The organism is Terriglobia bacterium, assembly GCA_020073185.1.
Classification (GTDB): domain Bacteria; phylum Acidobacteriota; class Terriglobia; order Terriglobales; family Acidobacteriaceae; genus JAIQGF01.
Genome location: JAIQFT010000074.1, coordinates 1 through 16,455 on the forward strand (window position 1 = coordinate 1; position 16,455 = coordinate 16,455).

General features: G+C 62.1%; 16 protein-coding genes. 5 read left to right on the forward strand and 11 right to left on the reverse strand.

The window, feature by feature from the left end; all coding sequences use genetic code 11:
• Positions 1-223 precede the first annotated feature (223 nt).
• Positions 224-1,411 carry a PQQ-dependent sugar dehydrogenase gene (locus LAN64_18780; protein MBZ5569880.1) on the reverse strand — a complete coding sequence of 396 codons (1,188 nt, stop codon included), beginning with the start codon at positions 1,409-1,411 and terminating at the stop codon, positions 224-226.
• 201 nt (positions 1,412-1,612) lie between these two features.
• Here LAN64_18780 and acnA point away from each other — a divergent pair, with 201 nt between their 5' ends.
• Positions 1,613-4,453, forward strand: coding sequence for an aconitate hydratase AcnA (gene acnA, locus LAN64_18785; protein ID MBZ5569881.1), 2,841 nt, complete (start codon positions 1,613-1,615; stop codon positions 4,451-4,453).
• Positions 4,454-4,498: 45 nt separating this feature from the next.
• On the opposite strand, the gene LAN64_18790 is transcribed toward acnA, so the two are convergent.
• The 6 genes from LAN64_18790 to LAN64_18815 form a co-directional block, all read right to left on the reverse strand.
• Positions 4,499-5,149, reverse strand: a complete 651-nt coding sequence (locus tag LAN64_18790; protein MBZ5569882.1) for a VTT domain-containing protein — start codon at positions 5,147-5,149, stop codon at positions 4,499-4,501.
• A gap of 196 nt (positions 5,150-5,345) precedes the next feature.
• On the reverse strand, positions 5,346-5,822 hold the full coding sequence (locus LAN64_18795; protein MBZ5569883.1) for a MogA/MoaB family molybdenum cofactor biosynthesis protein: 477 nt from the start codon (positions 5,820-5,822) through the stop codon (positions 5,346-5,348).
• Positions 5,823-5,900: 78 nt separating this feature from the next.
• The gene (locus LAN64_18800) at positions 5,901-6,653 is read right to left on the reverse strand and encodes a response regulator (GenBank protein ID MBZ5569884.1); all 753 of its coding nucleotides are present in this window, start codon (positions 6,651-6,653) and stop codon (positions 5,901-5,903) included.
• A 39-nt stretch (positions 6,654-6,692) separates the two neighbouring features.
• A complete protein-coding gene (gene moaC / locus LAN64_18805) occupies positions 6,693-7,199 on the reverse strand; it encodes a cyclic pyranopterin monophosphate synthase MoaC (protein ID MBZ5569885.1) in 507 nt (168 codons plus the stop codon).
• A gap of 87 nt (positions 7,200-7,286) precedes the next feature.
• Positions 7,287-7,436 (reverse strand): hypothetical protein, encoded by a 150-nt coding sequence (locus tag LAN64_18810; GenBank protein ID MBZ5569886.1) that lies wholly within the window; start codon positions 7,434-7,436, stop codon positions 7,287-7,289.
• A gap of 66 nt (positions 7,437-7,502) precedes the next feature.
• Positions 7,503-8,738 (reverse strand): molybdopterin molybdotransferase MoeA, encoded by a 1,236-nt coding sequence (locus LAN64_18815; GenBank protein ID MBZ5569887.1) that lies wholly within the window; start codon positions 8,736-8,738, stop codon positions 7,503-7,505.
• Between the two features lie 406 nt (positions 8,739-9,144).
• Between LAN64_18815 and LAN64_18820 the strand changes: the two genes are divergently transcribed.
• From LAN64_18820 to LAN64_18830, 3 genes are all read left to right on the forward strand, one after another.
• The gene (locus LAN64_18820) at positions 9,145-9,498 is read left to right on the forward strand and encodes a hypothetical protein (protein ID MBZ5569888.1); all 354 of its coding nucleotides are present in this window, start codon (positions 9,145-9,147) and stop codon (positions 9,496-9,498) included.
• Between the two features lie 78 nt (positions 9,499-9,576).
• Complete coding sequence (locus LAN64_18825; protein MBZ5569889.1) at positions 9,577-9,765, forward strand: hypothetical protein; 189 nt, start codon at positions 9,577-9,579, stop codon at positions 9,763-9,765.
• Between the two features lie 64 nt (positions 9,766-9,829).
• A complete protein-coding gene (locus tag LAN64_18830; protein ID MBZ5569890.1) occupies positions 9,830-11,314 on the forward strand; it encodes a diguanylate cyclase in 1,485 nt (494 codons plus the stop codon).
• A gap of 65 nt (positions 11,315-11,379) precedes the next feature.
• On the opposite strand, the gene LAN64_18835 is transcribed toward LAN64_18830, so the two are convergent.
• The 4 genes from LAN64_18835 to LAN64_18850 all read right to left on the reverse strand — a co-directional run bounded on the left by LAN64_18835 (position 11,380) and on the right by LAN64_18850 (position 15,494).
• A complete protein-coding gene (locus LAN64_18835) occupies positions 11,380-12,537 on the reverse strand; it encodes a PDZ domain-containing protein (GenBank protein ID MBZ5569891.1) in 1,158 nt (385 codons plus the stop codon).
• Between the two features lie 79 nt (positions 12,538-12,616).
• Positions 12,617-13,810, reverse strand: a complete 1,194-nt coding sequence (locus LAN64_18840) for a DUF4097 domain-containing protein (GenBank protein MBZ5569892.1) — start codon at positions 13,808-13,810, stop codon at positions 12,617-12,619.
• A gap of 63 nt (positions 13,811-13,873) precedes the next feature.
• Positions 13,874-14,797 (reverse strand): HEAT repeat domain-containing protein, encoded by a 924-nt coding sequence (locus LAN64_18845; protein MBZ5569893.1) that lies wholly within the window; start codon positions 14,795-14,797, stop codon positions 13,874-13,876.
• Positions 14,798-14,801: 4 nt separating this feature from the next.
• Positions 14,802-15,494: a sigma-70 family RNA polymerase sigma factor gene (locus LAN64_18850; protein ID MBZ5569894.1), complete on the reverse strand. Its 693-nt coding sequence runs from the start codon at positions 15,492-15,494 to the stop codon at positions 14,802-14,804.
• Between the two features lie 307 nt (positions 15,495-15,801).
• Between LAN64_18850 and LAN64_18855 the strand changes: the two genes are divergently transcribed.
• Entirely contained in the window at positions 15,802-16,371 is a 570-nt protein-coding gene (locus tag LAN64_18855; protein ID MBZ5569895.1) for a hypothetical protein, read from the forward strand.
• Positions 16,372-16,455 lie beyond the last annotated feature (84 nt).

Here is a 16,455-nt window from a genome sequence, read left to right on the forward strand (position 1 = left end):
CCGCGCCGGGAAGATCGGAATCGGCCGTGCAGAAGTGGAATCTCGATGTCCCGCGCGAAAAACTTGGCGAACTCACGCAACCGAGTACGCCGCTGCCCGTGCCGAAATTCAGCTACTTACACCACGGGCTGCTAAGCATGTAATTGGCGGGGAGTATAGCTCAGCGGCGCACTTATGCGGGTTTGTGCAGAGCACCGAAGCTGTTGCGCAACTCGAAAACGGTTTACTTTGCCACCAGCCTCCACACCGCGCCGCTGTAATCGACGACGTATAACTCGCCGTTCTCGTCGCGGCCGAACGAGGAGATGTTTTTTCCGGTCGCCGCCAGTTCCGTCCTCTCCCACGTGCCCGATGAGTTCTGGCGCAATCCCCAGATCCGGCCACTGAGAAAATCGCCGAAGACATAAGCATTCACCAAGCCTGGAATCGCGGCGCCGCGGTAAACAAAGCCGCCGATCACGGTGCCGCCCTGGTCGCGACCGTAATCGATGATCGGCAGGGTGAGCCCCGTCATGTTGCAGCCAGTGGCCGGCTTGAAACAGTGAGACCCTTCCATGATGTTCCATCCGTAATTGGCGCCCTTTTGCACGATATCAACTTCTTCAAAGCTGTCTTGTCCCACGTCTCCCGCGAACAGCGTGCCGGTGGCGGAGTCGAAGGAGAAGCGCCAGGGATTACGGAAACCGTAGGCAAATATCTCCGGCGCGCCGCCTCCGGTGGCAAACGGATTGTCCGGCGGAATGGCGTAGGCGCGGCCGGCGCTGGTGGCATTGACGTCGATGCGGAGGATTTTGCCGAGCAGGGTCTGAAGATTCTGGCCGTTGCCGAGCGGATCTCCCGCGCTGCCGCCGTCACCAAACGCGACGTAGAGAAAACCGTCGGGGCCAAATGCCATCTGGCCGCCTTTGTGATTGGAGAACGGCTGCGCCACGGTCAGCAGGATACGCTCAATCGCAGGATCCGCCTGGTCAGGGTTGGCGGCAGAAACCAGGTACTCAGCGATCACCGTCTCCCATTGCGATCCCAGCGGGCGCGTGTAGTTCACATAGAATTTCCGGTTGCTGGCGTAATTGGGATGAAAGGCCAACCCGAGCAGGCCTAGCTCGCCGCCTGAAATCACCTTGGCCGTTACGTCAAGAAACGGCGTTGCCACCAGCGCGCCGCTACGCATGACGCGGATTTTGCCCGCCTGCTCGAGCACAAAAAGACGCCCGCTGCCATCGTGCGCCGATTCCATTCCGACCGGCGACGCCAACCCGGAGACGAAAGCATTGAGCTGCAACGCGGGCGGTGGGCCAGTTGGCGCCGGCGCCGGCATGCTGTTGCTGCTCGTCTGGCCTGCGCACCCGGCCAGTACAGCCAAGGCAACCCCACTGAGGAGGGCGGCGAAGCGGCGTCGAACCATCGGCATTCGGGAATCATCCAGCATGGCCAATTTGGATTCTCCGGCACCCGTTCCGGTTGCTGAGCTCGCACCGGTTAGTCACCCCTGATCCCCATCATGCTGGAAACTGAGGCCGACAAATCGCATTTGTTCTAAACTGGGAGGCTATCATTGGCCCACGGAAGTACTCCAGTGTGGGCCGGAACTCATTCAGACAGGATAAAAATCATGACCAACAGCTTTGGCAGCCGTTCTACGCTCCGCGTCGGCAACAAGGAATACGACATCTTTCGCCTGGACGCGCTCGACAAGCAGGGTATCTCGACCCGACACCTGCCCTTCTCGCTTCGTATCCTGCTGGAAAACCTGCTGCGCACCGAAGACGGAAAGTCCGTCAAGGCGGACGACATCCGCTCGCTGGCCGCCTGGGATGGCAAGGCGCAGCCGGTGAAGGAGATCGCCTTCACGCCCAGCCGCGTTCTCCTGCAGGACTTCACCGGCGTGCCCGCGGTGGTGGACCTGGCGGCCATGCGCGAGGCGATGAGGAAGCTGGGCGGCGACCCGGCGAGCATCAATCCAATTTCGCCCGCCGAGCTGGTGATTGACCACTCGGTGCAGGTGGATGAGTTCGGCACCAAGTGGGCGTTCCAGGTGAACGCCGACTTGGAGTTCCAGCGCAACAAGGAGCGCTACGCCTTCCTGCGCTGGGGCCAGGGCGCATTCGAGAACCTGAAAATCGTGCCCCCGGACACCGGCATCGTGCACCAGGTGAACCTGGAGTACCTGGCGCGCGTGGTGTTTGTCGGTCCGGCACGCAACGGCACCCGGCCGCTGGCGTATCCGGACACACTCGTCGGCACCGACTCCCATACCACCATGATCAACGGCCTGGGCGTGCTGGGATGGGGCGTGGGCGGAATTGAAGCCGAGGCCGCCATGCTGGACCAGCCGGTCTCGATGCTGATCCCCCAGGTTGTGGGCGTGAAGCTGACCGGCAAACTGAGCGAGGGCGCGACCGCCACCGACCTGGTGCTGACGATCACGGAAATGCTGCGGCGGGAGGGCGTGGTTGGCAAGTTCGTCGAATTCTACGGGCCGGGGATGCACACCCTGGCCTTGGCCGACCGCGCCACCATCGGCAACATGTCGCCGGAGTACGGCGCCACCTGCGGCATCTTCCCCATCGACAACGAAACGCTGAATTACCTGCGCCTCAGCGGACGCAGTGAGGAGCAGATCGCGCTGGTGGACGTGTACTGCAAGGCGCAGGGGCTGTTCCACACACCCGATTCCCCAGAAGCAACCTACTCCACCAACCTGCAACTCGACCTCGGGTCGATCGAGCCCAGTGTCGCCGGGCCGAAGCGCCCGCAGGACCGTGTCACGCTGGCCAAGGTTCCCGACGGATTCCGGCAAGTGCTGCCGACGCTCATGCGCCCCGGCAGCAAGAGTGGCGATAAACAGATCGGCCGCTTCGAAGGCGAGGGCGGCAGCACCGCGGTCGGCGTCGAAGATGCGGAAGCTCCCTCGGTCGACAAGCCGGTGATGGCGGACCTGCGCAAGGAACTGCGTAACGGCAGCGTGGTCATTGCGGCCATCGCGAGCTGCACCAACACGTCGAATCCGTCGGTGATGCTGGCCGCCGGCATCCTGGCCAAGAAGGCAGTGGAGCGTGGGCTTGCGACCAAGCCATGGGTGAAGACCTCGCTCGCGCCGGGCTCCAAGGTGGTAACCGAGTACTACAAGAAGGCCGGGCTGACGCCGTATCTCGACAAGCTGCGCTTCAACTTGGTCGGCTACGGCTGCACTACTTGCATCGGAAACTCGGGACCGTTGCCGGCGGAGGTTTCCGAGATTATCAACGGCAAGGACCTAGTGGCGGTCTCCGTGCTCAGTGGCAACCGCAACTTCGAGGGCCGAATCAATTCCGAGGTCCGCGCCAACTACCTGATGTCGCCGCCTCTGGTGGTCGCCTATGCGCTTGCCGGACGCATCGATATTGACATGGGAAAAGAGCCGCTGGGGCGCGATCGGCAGGACAACCCGGTGTACCTGCGGGATATCTGGCCGACCTCGAAGGAAGTGGGCGACGCCATCGCGCAATGTATCGACGGTGCCATGTTCCGCGGCAGCTACGCCGATGTTTACAAGGGCGACGAGCGCTGGCAGTCGCTGGATGTTCCGGCGGGTGAGACCTTTGCCTGGGACCCGAATTCCACCTATATCAAGGACCCGCCGTACTTCGAAGGCATGGGATTGAACTCGCCCGAGGTGAACGACATCACCGGAGCGCGCGTGCTGGCCGTGCTCGGGCACAGCGTGACCACCGACCACATCTCGCCGGCGGGTTCGATCAAGCCGGACAGCCCGGCGGGCAAGTACCTCGTCGCGCACGGCGTGGAGGTGAAGGACTTCAACTCCTACGGCTCGCGGCGCGGCAACCACGAGGTCATGATGCGCGGCACGTTTGCCAACATCCGGCTGCGCAACAAGATGGTACCGAATCGCGAAGGCGGTTTCACGCGTCACCTGCCCGACGGCGAAGAGATGACCATCTTCGACGCCGCCATGAAGTACAAGGATGAGCGCGTGCCGCTGATCATCTTGGCGGGCAAGGAGTACGGTTCGGGATCGTCCCGCGACTGGGCGGCGAAGGGGCCGATGCTGCAGGGCGTGCGCGCGGTAATCGCGGAGAGCTTCGAGCGCATTCACCGCTCCAACCTGGTGGGCATGGGCGTACTGCCCTTGCAGTTTGTCCCCGGCGACGATCACGAATCGCTGGGGCTCACCGGCGAGGAGACCTTCGAGATCACCGGCCTGCGCGAGCTGATTGACAACTACAAGCCGGGGCAAAAAGTGACGGTTCGCGTCAGGCAACCGGAGGGCACCGTAACCGAGTTCAAGGTCAGCCTGCGCATCGACACGCCGCAGGAGACGCTCTACTACAAGCACGGCGGCATCCTGCCATTCGTGCTCCGGCACCTGCTGGCCGGCAAGCAAAAGCCCGAGGCGGTCAGCACCGGGCGGACCACGGTGGCCGGTCAGACCACCGGCAGCAGGGTGAAATAGGCAGAGAGCAGCCACGGATCGGCCCGGAGCCCCCGGATTCAGTAATTACAATCCGTGGGAATCCGTGTGATTCGTGGCGTTTTGTTTGCTTGTGAGCCGTGCAGTAGCCCGTCGGTTCGTCATCACCCACCAGAAAACCGCGGCGATGATCGCCGCCAGCGCCAGCCCGATTAGCAACCGATCCAGATGGGTACCGAGGAGGTCAGCGGCGAGCGTCACCGCCCGCGGCCCGAACTTCAGCACCAGCACGGACAGGATGAGGAACCGCGCCACGCGCCCCGCGAAGATGGCGATCAGGAAGTGGCTGAAGTGCATCTCGAAAGCTGCGGCGGAGAGCGCGAATAGCTTGAAGGGAAACGGCGGCGGCATCATGGCGGGCAGCATGAGCGCAAGAAACTCGTGGCGCTCGAAGCGCTCCCGCATGCGCGCAAACTTGGCGGCGCCCATTCGCTTCTCCAGCACCAGCTCGCCCATTTCGTAGCCGACGGCATAAATAATGAGGCTACCCAGCGCCGAACCGGCAGACGCCATGAGAACGTAAAGCCAGAGGCGGTTGGGATGCCGGTACACGTAGCCGCCGACCACCGGGTCCAGCGGCAGTCCAACCGCCGCCGCGTCGATCGCCGCAATGGCAAACACACCCCACGACCCGAGCGGCTTCAGCAGCGTCCAGAGAAAGACGGACCAGCGGCCCAAAAGATTGCTTAAGGTGTGCAAGGTTGAAATTCTACCAGCGGGCACCCGGGGATTTTGCCACAGAGGGCACAGAGGAAAGCAAAACACTCTTGATTGGCGGTTGTCGATCGCCGATTGGTTGCGGGCTGAGGCGCATCGCCAAATCGAGAATCATCAATGATTTTGTTTTTCGGCTCTTCCGCAGTGCCCTCTGTGGCTAATGAGTTGTCTTTCCCGCCAAAAGGTCCAGCGCGTGCGGCAGGATGTCGATCACGGCGGCTAGCGACTCGGTGGCCGCCGACGGGCTGCCGGGCAAATTCAGGATGAGCGACTTGCCGCGCACCGCGCACACGCCGCGGCTGAGCGCTGCCAGCGGTGTCTTCTTGCTGCCCTCGGCGCGCATGCGCTCGCCTACGCCATCCACAATCCGATCGGCAACCGAACGCGTGGCCTCCGGAGTAACGTCGCGCTCGGCAATCCCGGTGCCGCCGGTGGTGACCACCAGTTGCGCCTGGTGGCACATCTCCATGAGCGCAACTTCGATGTCGGGCTGATCGTCTTTCACGACGCAGGCCGCAACCACACGAAATCCCTTTGCTTCCAGCGCTCCGCGCACCGCGGGTCCGGACAGGTCTCCGCGTCGTTTGGCAGCCGACGAATCACTAATGGTCAAAACGGCAGCGGTGAAGGTCATTTGCCGCAGATTAACGCAGATGAACGCATGTAAGAAAGGTCGCAGGAGCGCGGGCGCGTTGATCTGCCCCGAGCCAACCTACGCCTCCAGCACGTTATCTTCCGCTTCTCTGCCCGCCTCGTCCAGCATGCGCAGGCCTTCCATGAGCAGGCCCTGGGTAGATCGCGACGTTGTCTGCTGGTCGCTGGTACCGTTGAAGTCGATCTGGAAGTTGCCGCCGCTCCAGCCCAGGACCTTGTACACCGCATCGTCGCCCTTGAGCGCGCCGTACACGGCGTGATTGATCTGACCCTCGGTGAAGTAAAGTTCGCAGCGGTCGCCATCGTTGGTGAGGGTGAGCAGGCAGCTCTTGTGGCCGAGGTCGAGCGATTGCAGCAGGTCAATAACGTTCATTTGCGCCAGGCTGCCGCGCAGCTTGCCGTCGGCGGTGGGGGCTTCCTTGGCCAGTTTCTCCAGCGCGATCTTGTCAATGATGCGCTTGATCTTCCCTGCAGCCTCCTTCACAAAGAAAGGCTTCTCGATGAAGTCCTCGACCTTGTCCTGAAGCACCTTCAGTTTTTCGTCGATGTCACCCTTGCTGGCTATCAGGATGAAGGGAATGCGGGCGGTCGATGCGCGCGCCTTGATCTTGTCGAACAGGGCTCGGCCGTCCATGCCGGCCATCTGGAGGTCGCTGATGATCAGGTCAAAGGGCTCGTCAATGATCTTCAGCAACGCGTCGGCGCCGTCGCCCGCGGTGCTGATGTTCGCCATCGGGGCAAGCGCCTGGCGCAGCATCCCCAGCACCATGGGGTTGTCATCCACCAGCAGGACTTTGACATTGGATGGCATGAGGACTCGTTTGTCGCTGGTGAACGCGGCCAGCGCAGTTCATTTCTGCTTGGGCTTTCGTCGTTGACCGTCGACCGCGGACCGTCTACTCCATTCCCCGCTCTTGCCGCCGCTTTTCCTCTGCAACCTGACTTCGCGGATCTCGATACCCTTGTCCAGCGCCTTGCACATATCGTACACGGTCAGAGCAGCTACACTGGCCGCCACCAGCGCTTCCATCTCGACGCCGGTGACCGCGGTCGTGGTTACTTTGGAGACGATGGCGACGCCATTCTGCCGCACGTCCGCCTGCACGTCAACCAAGCTGAGCGGCAGCGGATGGCACATCGGGATTAGTTCCGACGTGCGTTTGGCGGCCATGATTCCCGCCACGCGCGATACTTCCAGCGGATCGCCCTTGGGGTTCCTGGCCAGCGCCTTCATCACCGCGGGCGACATGGCAACGAATGCCGTGGCCTCGGCTTCGCGCTTGGTCGCCTCCTTCTGTGAGACGTCCACCATCTTGGCGCGGCCGGACTTGTCGTAGTGCGAGAGGCTCTTAGCCATTAGCTATTAGTATTTACGGGAGGATTGAAGCCGGAATTGTAGTGCAACGCGAACAGAGTGATCTCTTTCAATTCGTCAATTCTGCAATCAGCTTATCCACCCGCTACGGTACACCACCCACCAACTGAAAAACAGGATGGGGATGGTCGCCAGCACGCCCCAGATCAGCGGCAGCGCGAAATCGGCGATCAGGCTCAGGATGATGAAGATGAGCCAGAAAAGCTTTTTCTCGTCCACAGCACCATCCTAGTCCCGCCGGCGCCGGCGCGAAAGGGCGCCAAAGTACCTGTGGGGCGGCGGAATTCATTCCGCCGGCAGGATGGACACCATCTCTCCGGCAGCAAGCTTCTCGCGATCGGGCGGGACCACCAGGTAGCAGTTGGCGCGCGCGGTGGCGGCCATGTCGCCGGACCCTTGCCACCTCACTAGTTCGACCTCAGTGCGCTCGTATTCGCCGCTGAGGATCGCCGGCAGGAAGCGCGTTAGCCCGGTCTTGACCTTCACATCGGACTTCAGGCGCGCCTGCGTGAACATCATCTTGTGCGCCTTGGCGCCACCGAGCGCTTCCACCATGGCGCGCGCGAACAACTCGAAGCACACCATCGTCGACACCGGGTTTCCAGGCAAGCCAAAGAAGTAGGTCGGCTGTGCTCCGCTGCGTGCGGGTGCGCGCCCGAAGACTACCGGGCGTCCGGGCTGGATCTGAGCGCCGGTAAAGAAAAATTCCGCGCCCAATTCGTGCAGCGCCTGTTCGACCAGGTCGTACTTGCCCATGCTCACGCCGCCGGACATCAGCAGCAGCTCGCTGGCCAGTCCCTCCTGCACGAGGCGTCGTAATTGGCGCACTTCGTCGGGCGCGATCGGCAGTACGACCGGCACACCACCCGCGGCGTTCACCTGTGCGGCGAGCGAGTAGCTGTTTGAATTGCGGATCTGGTTGGCGGCGGGTACGGCCGCGATGTCCACCAACTCGTCCCCGGTGGACAGAATCGCCACCCGCGGGCGCTTGAAGACGTGTAATTCGCGACGCCCGCACGATCCGGCCACGGCGACCGCCGCGGGACTGAGGCGCGTCCCGGATCGCAGCAACGCGTCGCCGCGCTTGGCTTCAGCGCCCGCCGGGACGATATTTTCTCCGGCGACGACACGGCGCTGGATCTCGACCGTGCCGCCCGTGCGGGACGTGTGTTCCACCATCACCACAGCGTCGGCGCTGCCGGGCACGGGCGCGCCGGTCATGATTTCGACACACTCGCGCTCGTGGATTTCCAGCGACTGCGGCGGCCCTCCGGCGCGGATTTCGCCCACCAGCTTTAGGCGGGCCGGAACCGTGGCGACAGTGGCGGCGCGCAGAGCATATCCATCGCGCGTGGCACGCGGGAAGGGCGGGAAATCGCGGTCGGCGAGCACGGTTTCCGCCAGCACGCGCCCGCCGCAGCGCAACAGTTGACACTCTTCAGCCTCCGGCGTATGCACCTCGGAGGCGGCCTGCTCGACGCGGCGCCGCGCGTCTTCGAACGAGAGAACGATCGGCTCCATGAGCGACCGCGATTGTAGCAAGAGAGATACGAGCATTCGCACAAGAACTGACCAGGCGTTGAGCTGGCTAGCCTTTCTGGGTTGTGCTACGGTCCTGAGTCAGTCCAGAGTTAGAGAAGGTTGCGGTGGGAGGTGTACTGTGGCAAGGCTCCATATTCTCTGCCTTTCCGCATTCTTGATCTCCGTTTCTTGCCTGGCGCCCGGACAAATTGAACCATCGGACTCAATCCTATGGTTTCACCCCAAGCAAGAGGTTCGCGTCACCAATCTGCCAGCGCTAACGGCGTCTTCGACTGACTCATCCGTGGTGCTCGCAACGGCGCTGGAGACAGTCCTCCACGACAAAGCGGTGTGCTGCGGAAAGGACTCTGCCCTGGAAGACGCAGTGCTCGCAAGACCCTTGTCGTTGAAGGAACTTGGTGCCAAGTTGCAGGGACGGCATCTTTTGAGCGACGGCCGGCCCATCGTGGTTAGTGCGGAGTATGTCCCACAAAGCTCTATTAACTCTGCCCGCATCATCGGCGCTCTGCTGGATCAACATGCTCCGCTCATCGAGTGGAAATCAAACGTCTACGTGTTGTACGGAGCGATCTTCAATGAAACTCGCTACTACAGCGGGATGCGGCAGTATGCCATCCTCTCACTCTTGCTGATAGACCCGCGATTTTCTGACCAGCGCAGGGAAAACGAGTTCAACCGCGAAACCGACGATTGGGCAAAGGTCCAGGGGCTTCTGATGATGGCGATTTCGCGGCCATAACAGGCGCAATCCGAGCGCCGATAGCTCAGACCTAAAAGCTAAGCGCTGGCATCAAACACAGGAGTGCTCGCCAGAATTTTGAAGGCTCTGATCGCGGTAGTGGTGGGAAACGCGATTTATTTTCTGCTGCTCATGCCCCTGCTGCCGCCCGCCGGACGCCACGGCATCGCGCGCCTGGATTTCGGATTGTTGATTGATTTCTGGGTCTGCCTATTGGCTTTTGGTGTGATCGAACTGATTGTAAAAGTGCGCCGCCGCCAGCACTGATGCTGTTACACTGACCGCTCTCCCCGGATCGGATGGGCTCCCGCGCACTCCCGGGCGCTAGCGCATGCAAAAGATTGCCATCCTCTACGATGCCAGCCAGGCGGTGATCTCCACCTTCGACTTGGACGAGGTGCTCAGCCAGATCATCTCCATCCTGCGCGATTACTTCCATCTCCGCCACGTCGCGGTGTTGCTGCTCGACCCGGAAACGCGCCGGCTGCGAGTGCGCACCCACGTTGGCTGGAACAAAGAAAGCGAAGAGATGGCCCTCTCGCTGGGTGAGGGGTTGGTTGGCACGGCGGCCAAGCTCAAGCGCCCCATCTATGCACCCAACGTGGCCGAGGACCCGCGCTACATCAGGTCCATCCCGAGTACCAGGTCGGAGTTGGCGGTGCCGCTGATCGTGCGCGACGAGGTGGTGGGCGTGCTCGATTGCCAGAGCGACAAAGAAGAGTTTTTCGACCCTGGAACCATCGACCTGCTGACCCTGTTTTCCACCCAGGCCTCCATCGCCCTGCAGAACGCCAAGCTGTACTCCAACGAGCAGCGCAAAGCGCGGCAACTGGAGGCCATCAACGCCATCGCGCGCCAAACCACCGCGGCGCTGGACATTAATGAACTATTGCACAAATCCTGCGAGTTCATCCTGCAGTCTTTCCCCGTCGACCACGTCGGCATGCTGCTGCTGGACGACGGCGCCCTGGTGGTGCGGGCGCACCAAGGCAAGCTGACGCCGCGCATCGAAACCGGCAGCGAATTGCCGCGCGGAACCGGCTTGTGTGCGCGCGCCATCGCCTGCGGGAAGCCGGTCACGGAAAGCGACGTCCGGCAGGTGGAGGGCTATGTGCCCGGTTTCGATGAGACACGCTCGGAGATGTGCCTGCCGCTGATCTCGCTGGGGGAAACCCTGGGCGTACTTGCGGTGGAGAGCGCGCAGGCAAATGCATTTTCTCCCGCCGACGCGCAGCCGCTGGAGTCGGTGGCCGACATTTGCGCTGCCGCCATCCAGAACGCGCGCTACTTCGAGAGAGTCCGGCAGTTGGCCTACGTGGACGGCCTCACCGGCATTTTCAACCGCCGCTACTTCGAGATGAGGATCGCCGAGGAGATCGAGCGCGCCCAGCGCTATCAGAACGAGCTCTCGGTGATCATGATTGACATTGATAATTTCAAGAAGCTGAATGACGAGTTCGGCCACCTGCTGGGCGACGAAGCCCTGCGCCAGGTGTCCACTATCTTTGCCCAGAACCTGCGCAAGCCGGACATCGCCTGCCGCTACGGGGGAGAGGAGTTCGTCATCCTGGCGCCTCAGACCTCCGGCGAACATGCGCACGCCGTCGCGGAAAAGCTGCGCAAGATGGTGGAGGGTTGGTCGTTTCCCGGCGTGCCGCGGTCGGTGACCATCAGCGCCGGTGTCGCCAGCTTCCCCGGCAACGGCAAGACCCGCGACGAGCTGGTGAAGGCGGCCGACGTCGCGCTCTACGTTGCCAAGCAGGCGGGGCGCAACCGCGTGCAGCTTGCCGGATCAGGACTGGCGAGTACCGTTTGAATTTTTTCCCATAAATAGGGCCGCGATCACGCGCGGCCTGAAGACTGACGACTGACGACTGAAGCCTATTGGGGAGGGGTCGGCGGCTTAGGAGCTTCCGGAGCCTGTTCCGGCGGTAGAGCTTTCTCCTGTTCCCGCTGCGCCCGCTCCTGCGCCCGCTCAGCTTCGCGTTGCGCCTGCTCCTGCGCCCGTTCAGCTTCCCGCTGGGCCCTTTGTGCGTCGCGCTGCGCCCGCTCGGTCTCGCGCTGGCTGCGCTCGAATTCGCGCCGGCTGCGTTCCAGCGCGCGCTGCATTTTTTCCTGTGCTTCGCGCAGGGCGCGCTCGACTTCCGGCCGCACCCGATGCAACTCGAGCATTTCGTTCTTGTAATCCTCCCAGTCCGAGTCGCCCATGCCGAAGATCGCGAACGACTGCTCATGCTTTGCTTCCGGCACCGTCAGCGAAAGCGTTTGCTGCCGTTTTTCGCGCACGATCCCCAAGGGCACCGGTCCGGCTTTCTGCTCGCGCATCAGCCGGTTCCACTCGGAGGTGTCGGCCACGGGCTCATTGCCGATGCGCACGATCACATCTCCGGCGCGCAGACCTGCCGCTTCGCCTGCGCTGCCTTGGTCCACCGAACGCACCATTACGCCGTCACCGTTCTTGACCCCGAAGGCCTCGCCTAACTGCGGCGTCAGGTTTTCCACCATCACCCCATTACGCCGCTGATACTGCAGCACGGCGATCCTCGATAGGTCCATCTCCGGAATTTGAATCCGAATCTTCGGAATTACGATCGTATTCGAGTGCTCCATCGCCAGCTTGTGCCGGTCCGCTAATTCCGCTTTCAACGTCATCGGCTGGCCGTCGCGGCTGATGCCCAGTTCCACCGTCTGTCCCGGCAGCGTCTCACGGATCAGCTTGCGCAGCTCTTCACTGTTCTGAATATTGCGTCCGTTGAATGACAGGATGACGTCGTGCTCTTTCAGGCCGGCTTTGCCCGCGGGAGCGTCGCGGTCTACCAGCGTGATTTCCACGCCGCGAGCTTCTTTGAGCTTCAGGGCAGCAACCCGCTCGGGAATCACGCTGCGGATATCAACCCCGAGATAGGAGCTTGTCCTGACCGGCTTAGCCGCTGCCGCCACCGCCGGGCGGGCTTTGACCACCGGCGCGGGGGCTGGCGCCGGCCTTGCCTGTGCCGCGGCCATCGCGCCCAGCGCGATGCTTACTACTGCGATTTGCATGACCCTAGTCATATCCTCTGTCTCCCTTGCCCCCTCCACTTGTGGCGGCGGAATGGATTCCGCCTGCCCGACTTCTTCTTTACTTCGCGCGCCGGAACTCGATGTTCGACGACATGGTGAGGATCTTGAGTACCGGGCCTCCGCCGTTCAGCGAGCCCTGGGCATAAAAATTCTTCGGGCCGTACTCGCCGCCATTGCTGGAGATCTTCAGCTCGGGGAAGTCGGAGCGGATCTGATGGCCGTTGGCCATGTGGAGAGTCGCTTTCACCGTCATCTTCGCCTGCGCCCCGATGTACACGATGATGTCACCCACGCTGGTTTGCAGCGTGGAGTCCGTACTCATGCCGAGAAATTCCGCGGTGATCGGCCCGGCGCCGGTTTCCGCCCGCGCCCCCTGCATCAGCTTCCATAGCTCGATACTGCCGCCGCCGGTGTTGGCAATCACGGGCCCGCGCGCCGAAGTCAGTTTTATGCTGCCCCCGCCGGTGTCCAGCTTCGCCTTGCCGACGTCGCCGACGCTGATGCTGCCGCCGCCGGTCGAAACCAACAGATCTGACCCGCACTGCTGCACCTGCACGCTCCCGCCGCCGGTGGACACCGTCACCGCTTCCGACGCTCCGCCGACGCTGATGCTACCGCCGCCGGTGCTGGCGTTCACCTTGCCCTTCGATCCCGTGATCTTGATGCTGCCGCCGCCGGTGCGCAGGTTGAGCATGTTGGTGGAATTTGTCACCTCAATGCTGCCGCCGCCGGTATCGGCGGAAAGTTCGCCAGCGATGTCGCTCAGCGAAATGCTGCCACCGCCCGATTGCGCCGCCACCCGACCCGCGAGGTTACTAATGCTCAGGCTGCCGCCTTCGGTGTTGGCGCGCACCTGCTGCAGGTCGCGAGGCGCTTGGATACGGAATTCCACCGACAGCCGTCCGTGGCGCCGCTCCGTATTGCCGTCGATTACCGCCGTGTCACCGCGCCGGGCGGCACTCGCGCGAAAGCCCGCCAGGTCGCGCCGGGCAGCCTCTTCCGTGCCGCTGTGGACGCGCTTGCGGATAATGTACGTCACGTCTTTCTGCGCTCCGCCCTGCACGCTGATCGATCCCATGTCAGTGGTGATCTGCAACGCCGTGGGCGCGGCGATCGTGCCGCTGATTTCCTCCACCCAGGAACCGCCATCGCGGTATACCCGCGTGTCGGCAGTGAGGTTTTGCGCGAACATCGGCAATTCGGCCATGATCATGACCGCCGCCAGTAGCGCGAATCTACGAGTGCGTTTCACTTCGGTTCTCCAATCTCCTCATAACACTACTCTGTGGCCAGTGGTCAGTGGCCAGTCCATATATCAATCTATCTCCGGCAAGGAAGCCAGCACGCGGCTCGCCTGCTGTTGGATGAACTCGCTCCGGTCTTCTGCCGCCAGCTTCTGCAGCACCCGCCGCACGCTGCCGTCGGCGCGCACCGGCCCCAGGAAGTGGATGGCCTCGGCGCGTACTCCCGGGTTGGTATCGTTCTGCAAAGCTTGCAGAACGGCATCGCGCACCCCGGTGTCCTCGGTGACATACGGTCCCAGCGATTCCAGCGCCTTCAGCCGCACGCCGGGGTTGGTGTCGTACAGCAGGGACGACTCCAGCGTCTGGCGGATGTGCGCCTCGTCCGGCCTCTGCGACAGCAGATTGACCGAATCTTGACGGACACCCGGGTTGTAGTTGTTGCGCGCCGCGAACAGCAGCAACTGCTGGATGCGCTGATCGTTGAGCGAGCCTTCCAGCTTCTGCGGCACGGTGGTGTCGTACTTGATTTCCACCTGGTCGCTGCCCGGAAGCTGCGTGATCTCGCGGATCCCGGCAATGGAGGCTTCCGCCGGAGCCGTTCCGCCGCCTGTGATCGTCGATCCTACGCGCGGGACGATCCGCCACGCCGTTCCGATCCCTCCGGCGAATCCAACAATCAGCAGGACCGCCGCCAGCGCCGGCGAGAACTTCATCTGCCGCAGCCAGGCCATGGGATCGAGCAGACGCCAGCCGCGGTGCTGCTCTGCGGTTTCCAGCGCCTCCTGCAAACGCATGCGCGAGGCGGCCAGCAGGTTGGCCGTGGGCTCCAGTTGCGGCGCCGCCGACATGTTTTTGCGGAAGGCGCGCATCGTTTCCAGCTCGGCCGCGCAGGCCCCGCAGCGCGCTACGTGCTGCTCCAGTTCGTAGCGGCTGTCATCGGCCAACTCGTCATAAACGAACAACGTGATGTTTGCCTTTACCCAATCGCAGTTCATACCGTCATCTCATTTCCGCCAGGGTCGCGCGCAGCTTCTGCGTGGCCCGGAACAACGTGTTCTTCGCCGTCTCCTCGGTGGTGTTCAGCATCTCACCGATGGTGCGCAGCTTCAGCCCCTGGTAGTGCTTCAATTCAAAAACCATGCGCTCGCGCCCGGAGAGTTTTTTCAGGGCGGAGTTGATGCGCGCTCCCAGTTCACGCCGCATCAGGTCTTGCTCCGGGTTGAAGTGCGCGCGCTCGTCGGCCACCTGGTCAATGATGCTGTACTCTTCGCCGTCGCAGTCGGCTGCCACCGGCGCGTCTTCCTTGCGTACTTGTTTCTTGCGCAGGTGGTCGAGGCAGAGATTGGTCACGATGCGGTACAGCCAGGTGTAGAACGAGCACTCGAAGCGGAATTTCCCGACCGAGCGATACGCCTTCAGGAACGCTTCCTGGTAGACGTCCTGCGCGTCGGATTCGGAACCGGTCAGATGCAGCGCCAGGCGAAGCACCGCCTGGTCGTACTGCCGCACCAGCTCCTCAAAGGCGCCGCGGTTGCCCGCCTGCGCCTCGCGGATCAGGATCGTATCATCCACCCGACGGATTCCGCCCGCTGCCATGCGCCCCCGACTGGACCACGGTTCGTGATTGCGAACCTGCTCCACGCGTTTTAGTTCGCCGCCCGGAAATGGGACTGCTGTCGCTTCCGCCGGCATGGGTTCCGCTCCACGTCTGCTCCGCTCTGCACTTGGCACGCCAATCTCGGGATTCTCCCCTGTACGGCCTTTTACAATCGGAGCCAATCAATTCACTGCCAGTGCTTTAGACGTGGCGTAGGCGGAATGGTAAGCAGCAACGCCGGAAATCTGCGCGCTGCCTGCGCGGCGGCGGGCAGAAACACCCAAGTGGTTGAAAACAAGCACATTCTATCGAAATTATCCTATTCACAGCCGAAGTTCCCAATTTGGTTCATATTCTGGATATAGAACACTTTAGCGGCATCATGCGCACCGTGAGGGCTGTATGTTAGAGTCGGTTCCCGTAATGGCAAGAGTACTTCCCGACCGAGAGATCAAGAAACTCCTAGGATCCGCGATTCTAGGAGGTTCGGAGGAGTGCGTTCGAGTCAACAGCTATGAGATACGGCTAGGCCATAAAGCGCGTTTCGATTCGACGGGAGAAGAAGTCGAAATTCCTGATGGATACTATCTGGAGATCGACCCCGGAGACTTTGTTACCGTTGAGTCGCTAGAGAAGCTTGATTTCAGCAAGAATGGCCTTGAGGGCAGACCACAGGGAATGTTCGCGTGGATTACGCCGACAACCACCATGATGCGCGAGGGCTTCTTGTTCGCTTCTACCAAGGTGGATGTTGGTTACAAGGGAAGCCTGAATTGGGGGATTCGTAACAGTTCGATAAAGACTGTCCGGCTGCGCCAAGGTGAACGCCTGTTCAAGTTGACGATAATGGAGCTTGATCTGGCGGAGCTTCCCGACAAGGTATACGGCGAAGACGATCTCCGGGACCTCTATCAGAATACGGCTCTGCGCAGGAATCTGAAAAACTCGTGGATTTACTGGATTCCAGAGTAGCGGTTTGGCGGTACGCTCGGCGGGATGAGCGACAGTGAGTGGACGAAGATTCTGGGGTGGCCGGGTTACCGCGTCTATCGAAGC

Coding starts and splice junctions, on each gene's coding strand:
- LAN64_18795 (MBZ5569883.1), bottom strand. CDS start 5,822: ATGACCTTCACCGCTGCCGTTTTGACCATTAGTGATTCGTCGGCTGCC.
- LAN64_18830 (MBZ5569890.1), top strand. CDS start 9,830: ATGCAAAAGATTGCCATCCTCTACGATGCCAGCCAGGCGGTGATCTCC.
- LAN64_18800 (MBZ5569884.1), bottom strand. CDS start 6,653: ATGCCATCCAATGTCAAAGTCCTGCTGGTGGATGACAACCCCATGGTG.
- LAN64_18845 (MBZ5569893.1), bottom strand. CDS start 14,797: ATGAACTGCGATTGGGTAAAGGCAAACATCACGTTGTTCGTTTATGAC.
- LAN64_18850 (MBZ5569894.1), bottom strand. CDS start 15,494: ATGCCGGCGGAAGCGACAGCAGTCCCATTTCCGGGCGGCGAACTAAAA.
- LAN64_18780 (MBZ5569880.1), bottom strand. CDS start 1,411: ATGCCGATGGTTCGACGCCGCTTCGCCGCCCTCCTCAGTGGGGTTGCC.
- moaC (MBZ5569885.1), bottom strand. CDS start 7,199: ATGGCTAAGAGCCTCTCGCACTACGACAAGTCCGGCCGCGCCAAGATG.
- LAN64_18835 (MBZ5569891.1), bottom strand. CDS start 12,537: ATGCAAATCGCAGTAGTAAGCATCGCGCTGGGCGCGATGGCCGCGGCA.
- LAN64_18855 (MBZ5569895.1), top strand. CDS start 15,802: ATGTTAGAGTCGGTTCCCGTAATGGCAAGAGTACTTCCCGACCGAGAG.
- LAN64_18815 (MBZ5569887.1), bottom strand. CDS start 8,738: ATGGAGCCGATCGTTCTCTCGTTCGAAGACGCGCGGCGCCGCGTCGAG.
- acnA (MBZ5569881.1), top strand. CDS start 1,613: ATGACCAACAGCTTTGGCAGCCGTTCTACGCTCCGCGTCGGCAACAAG.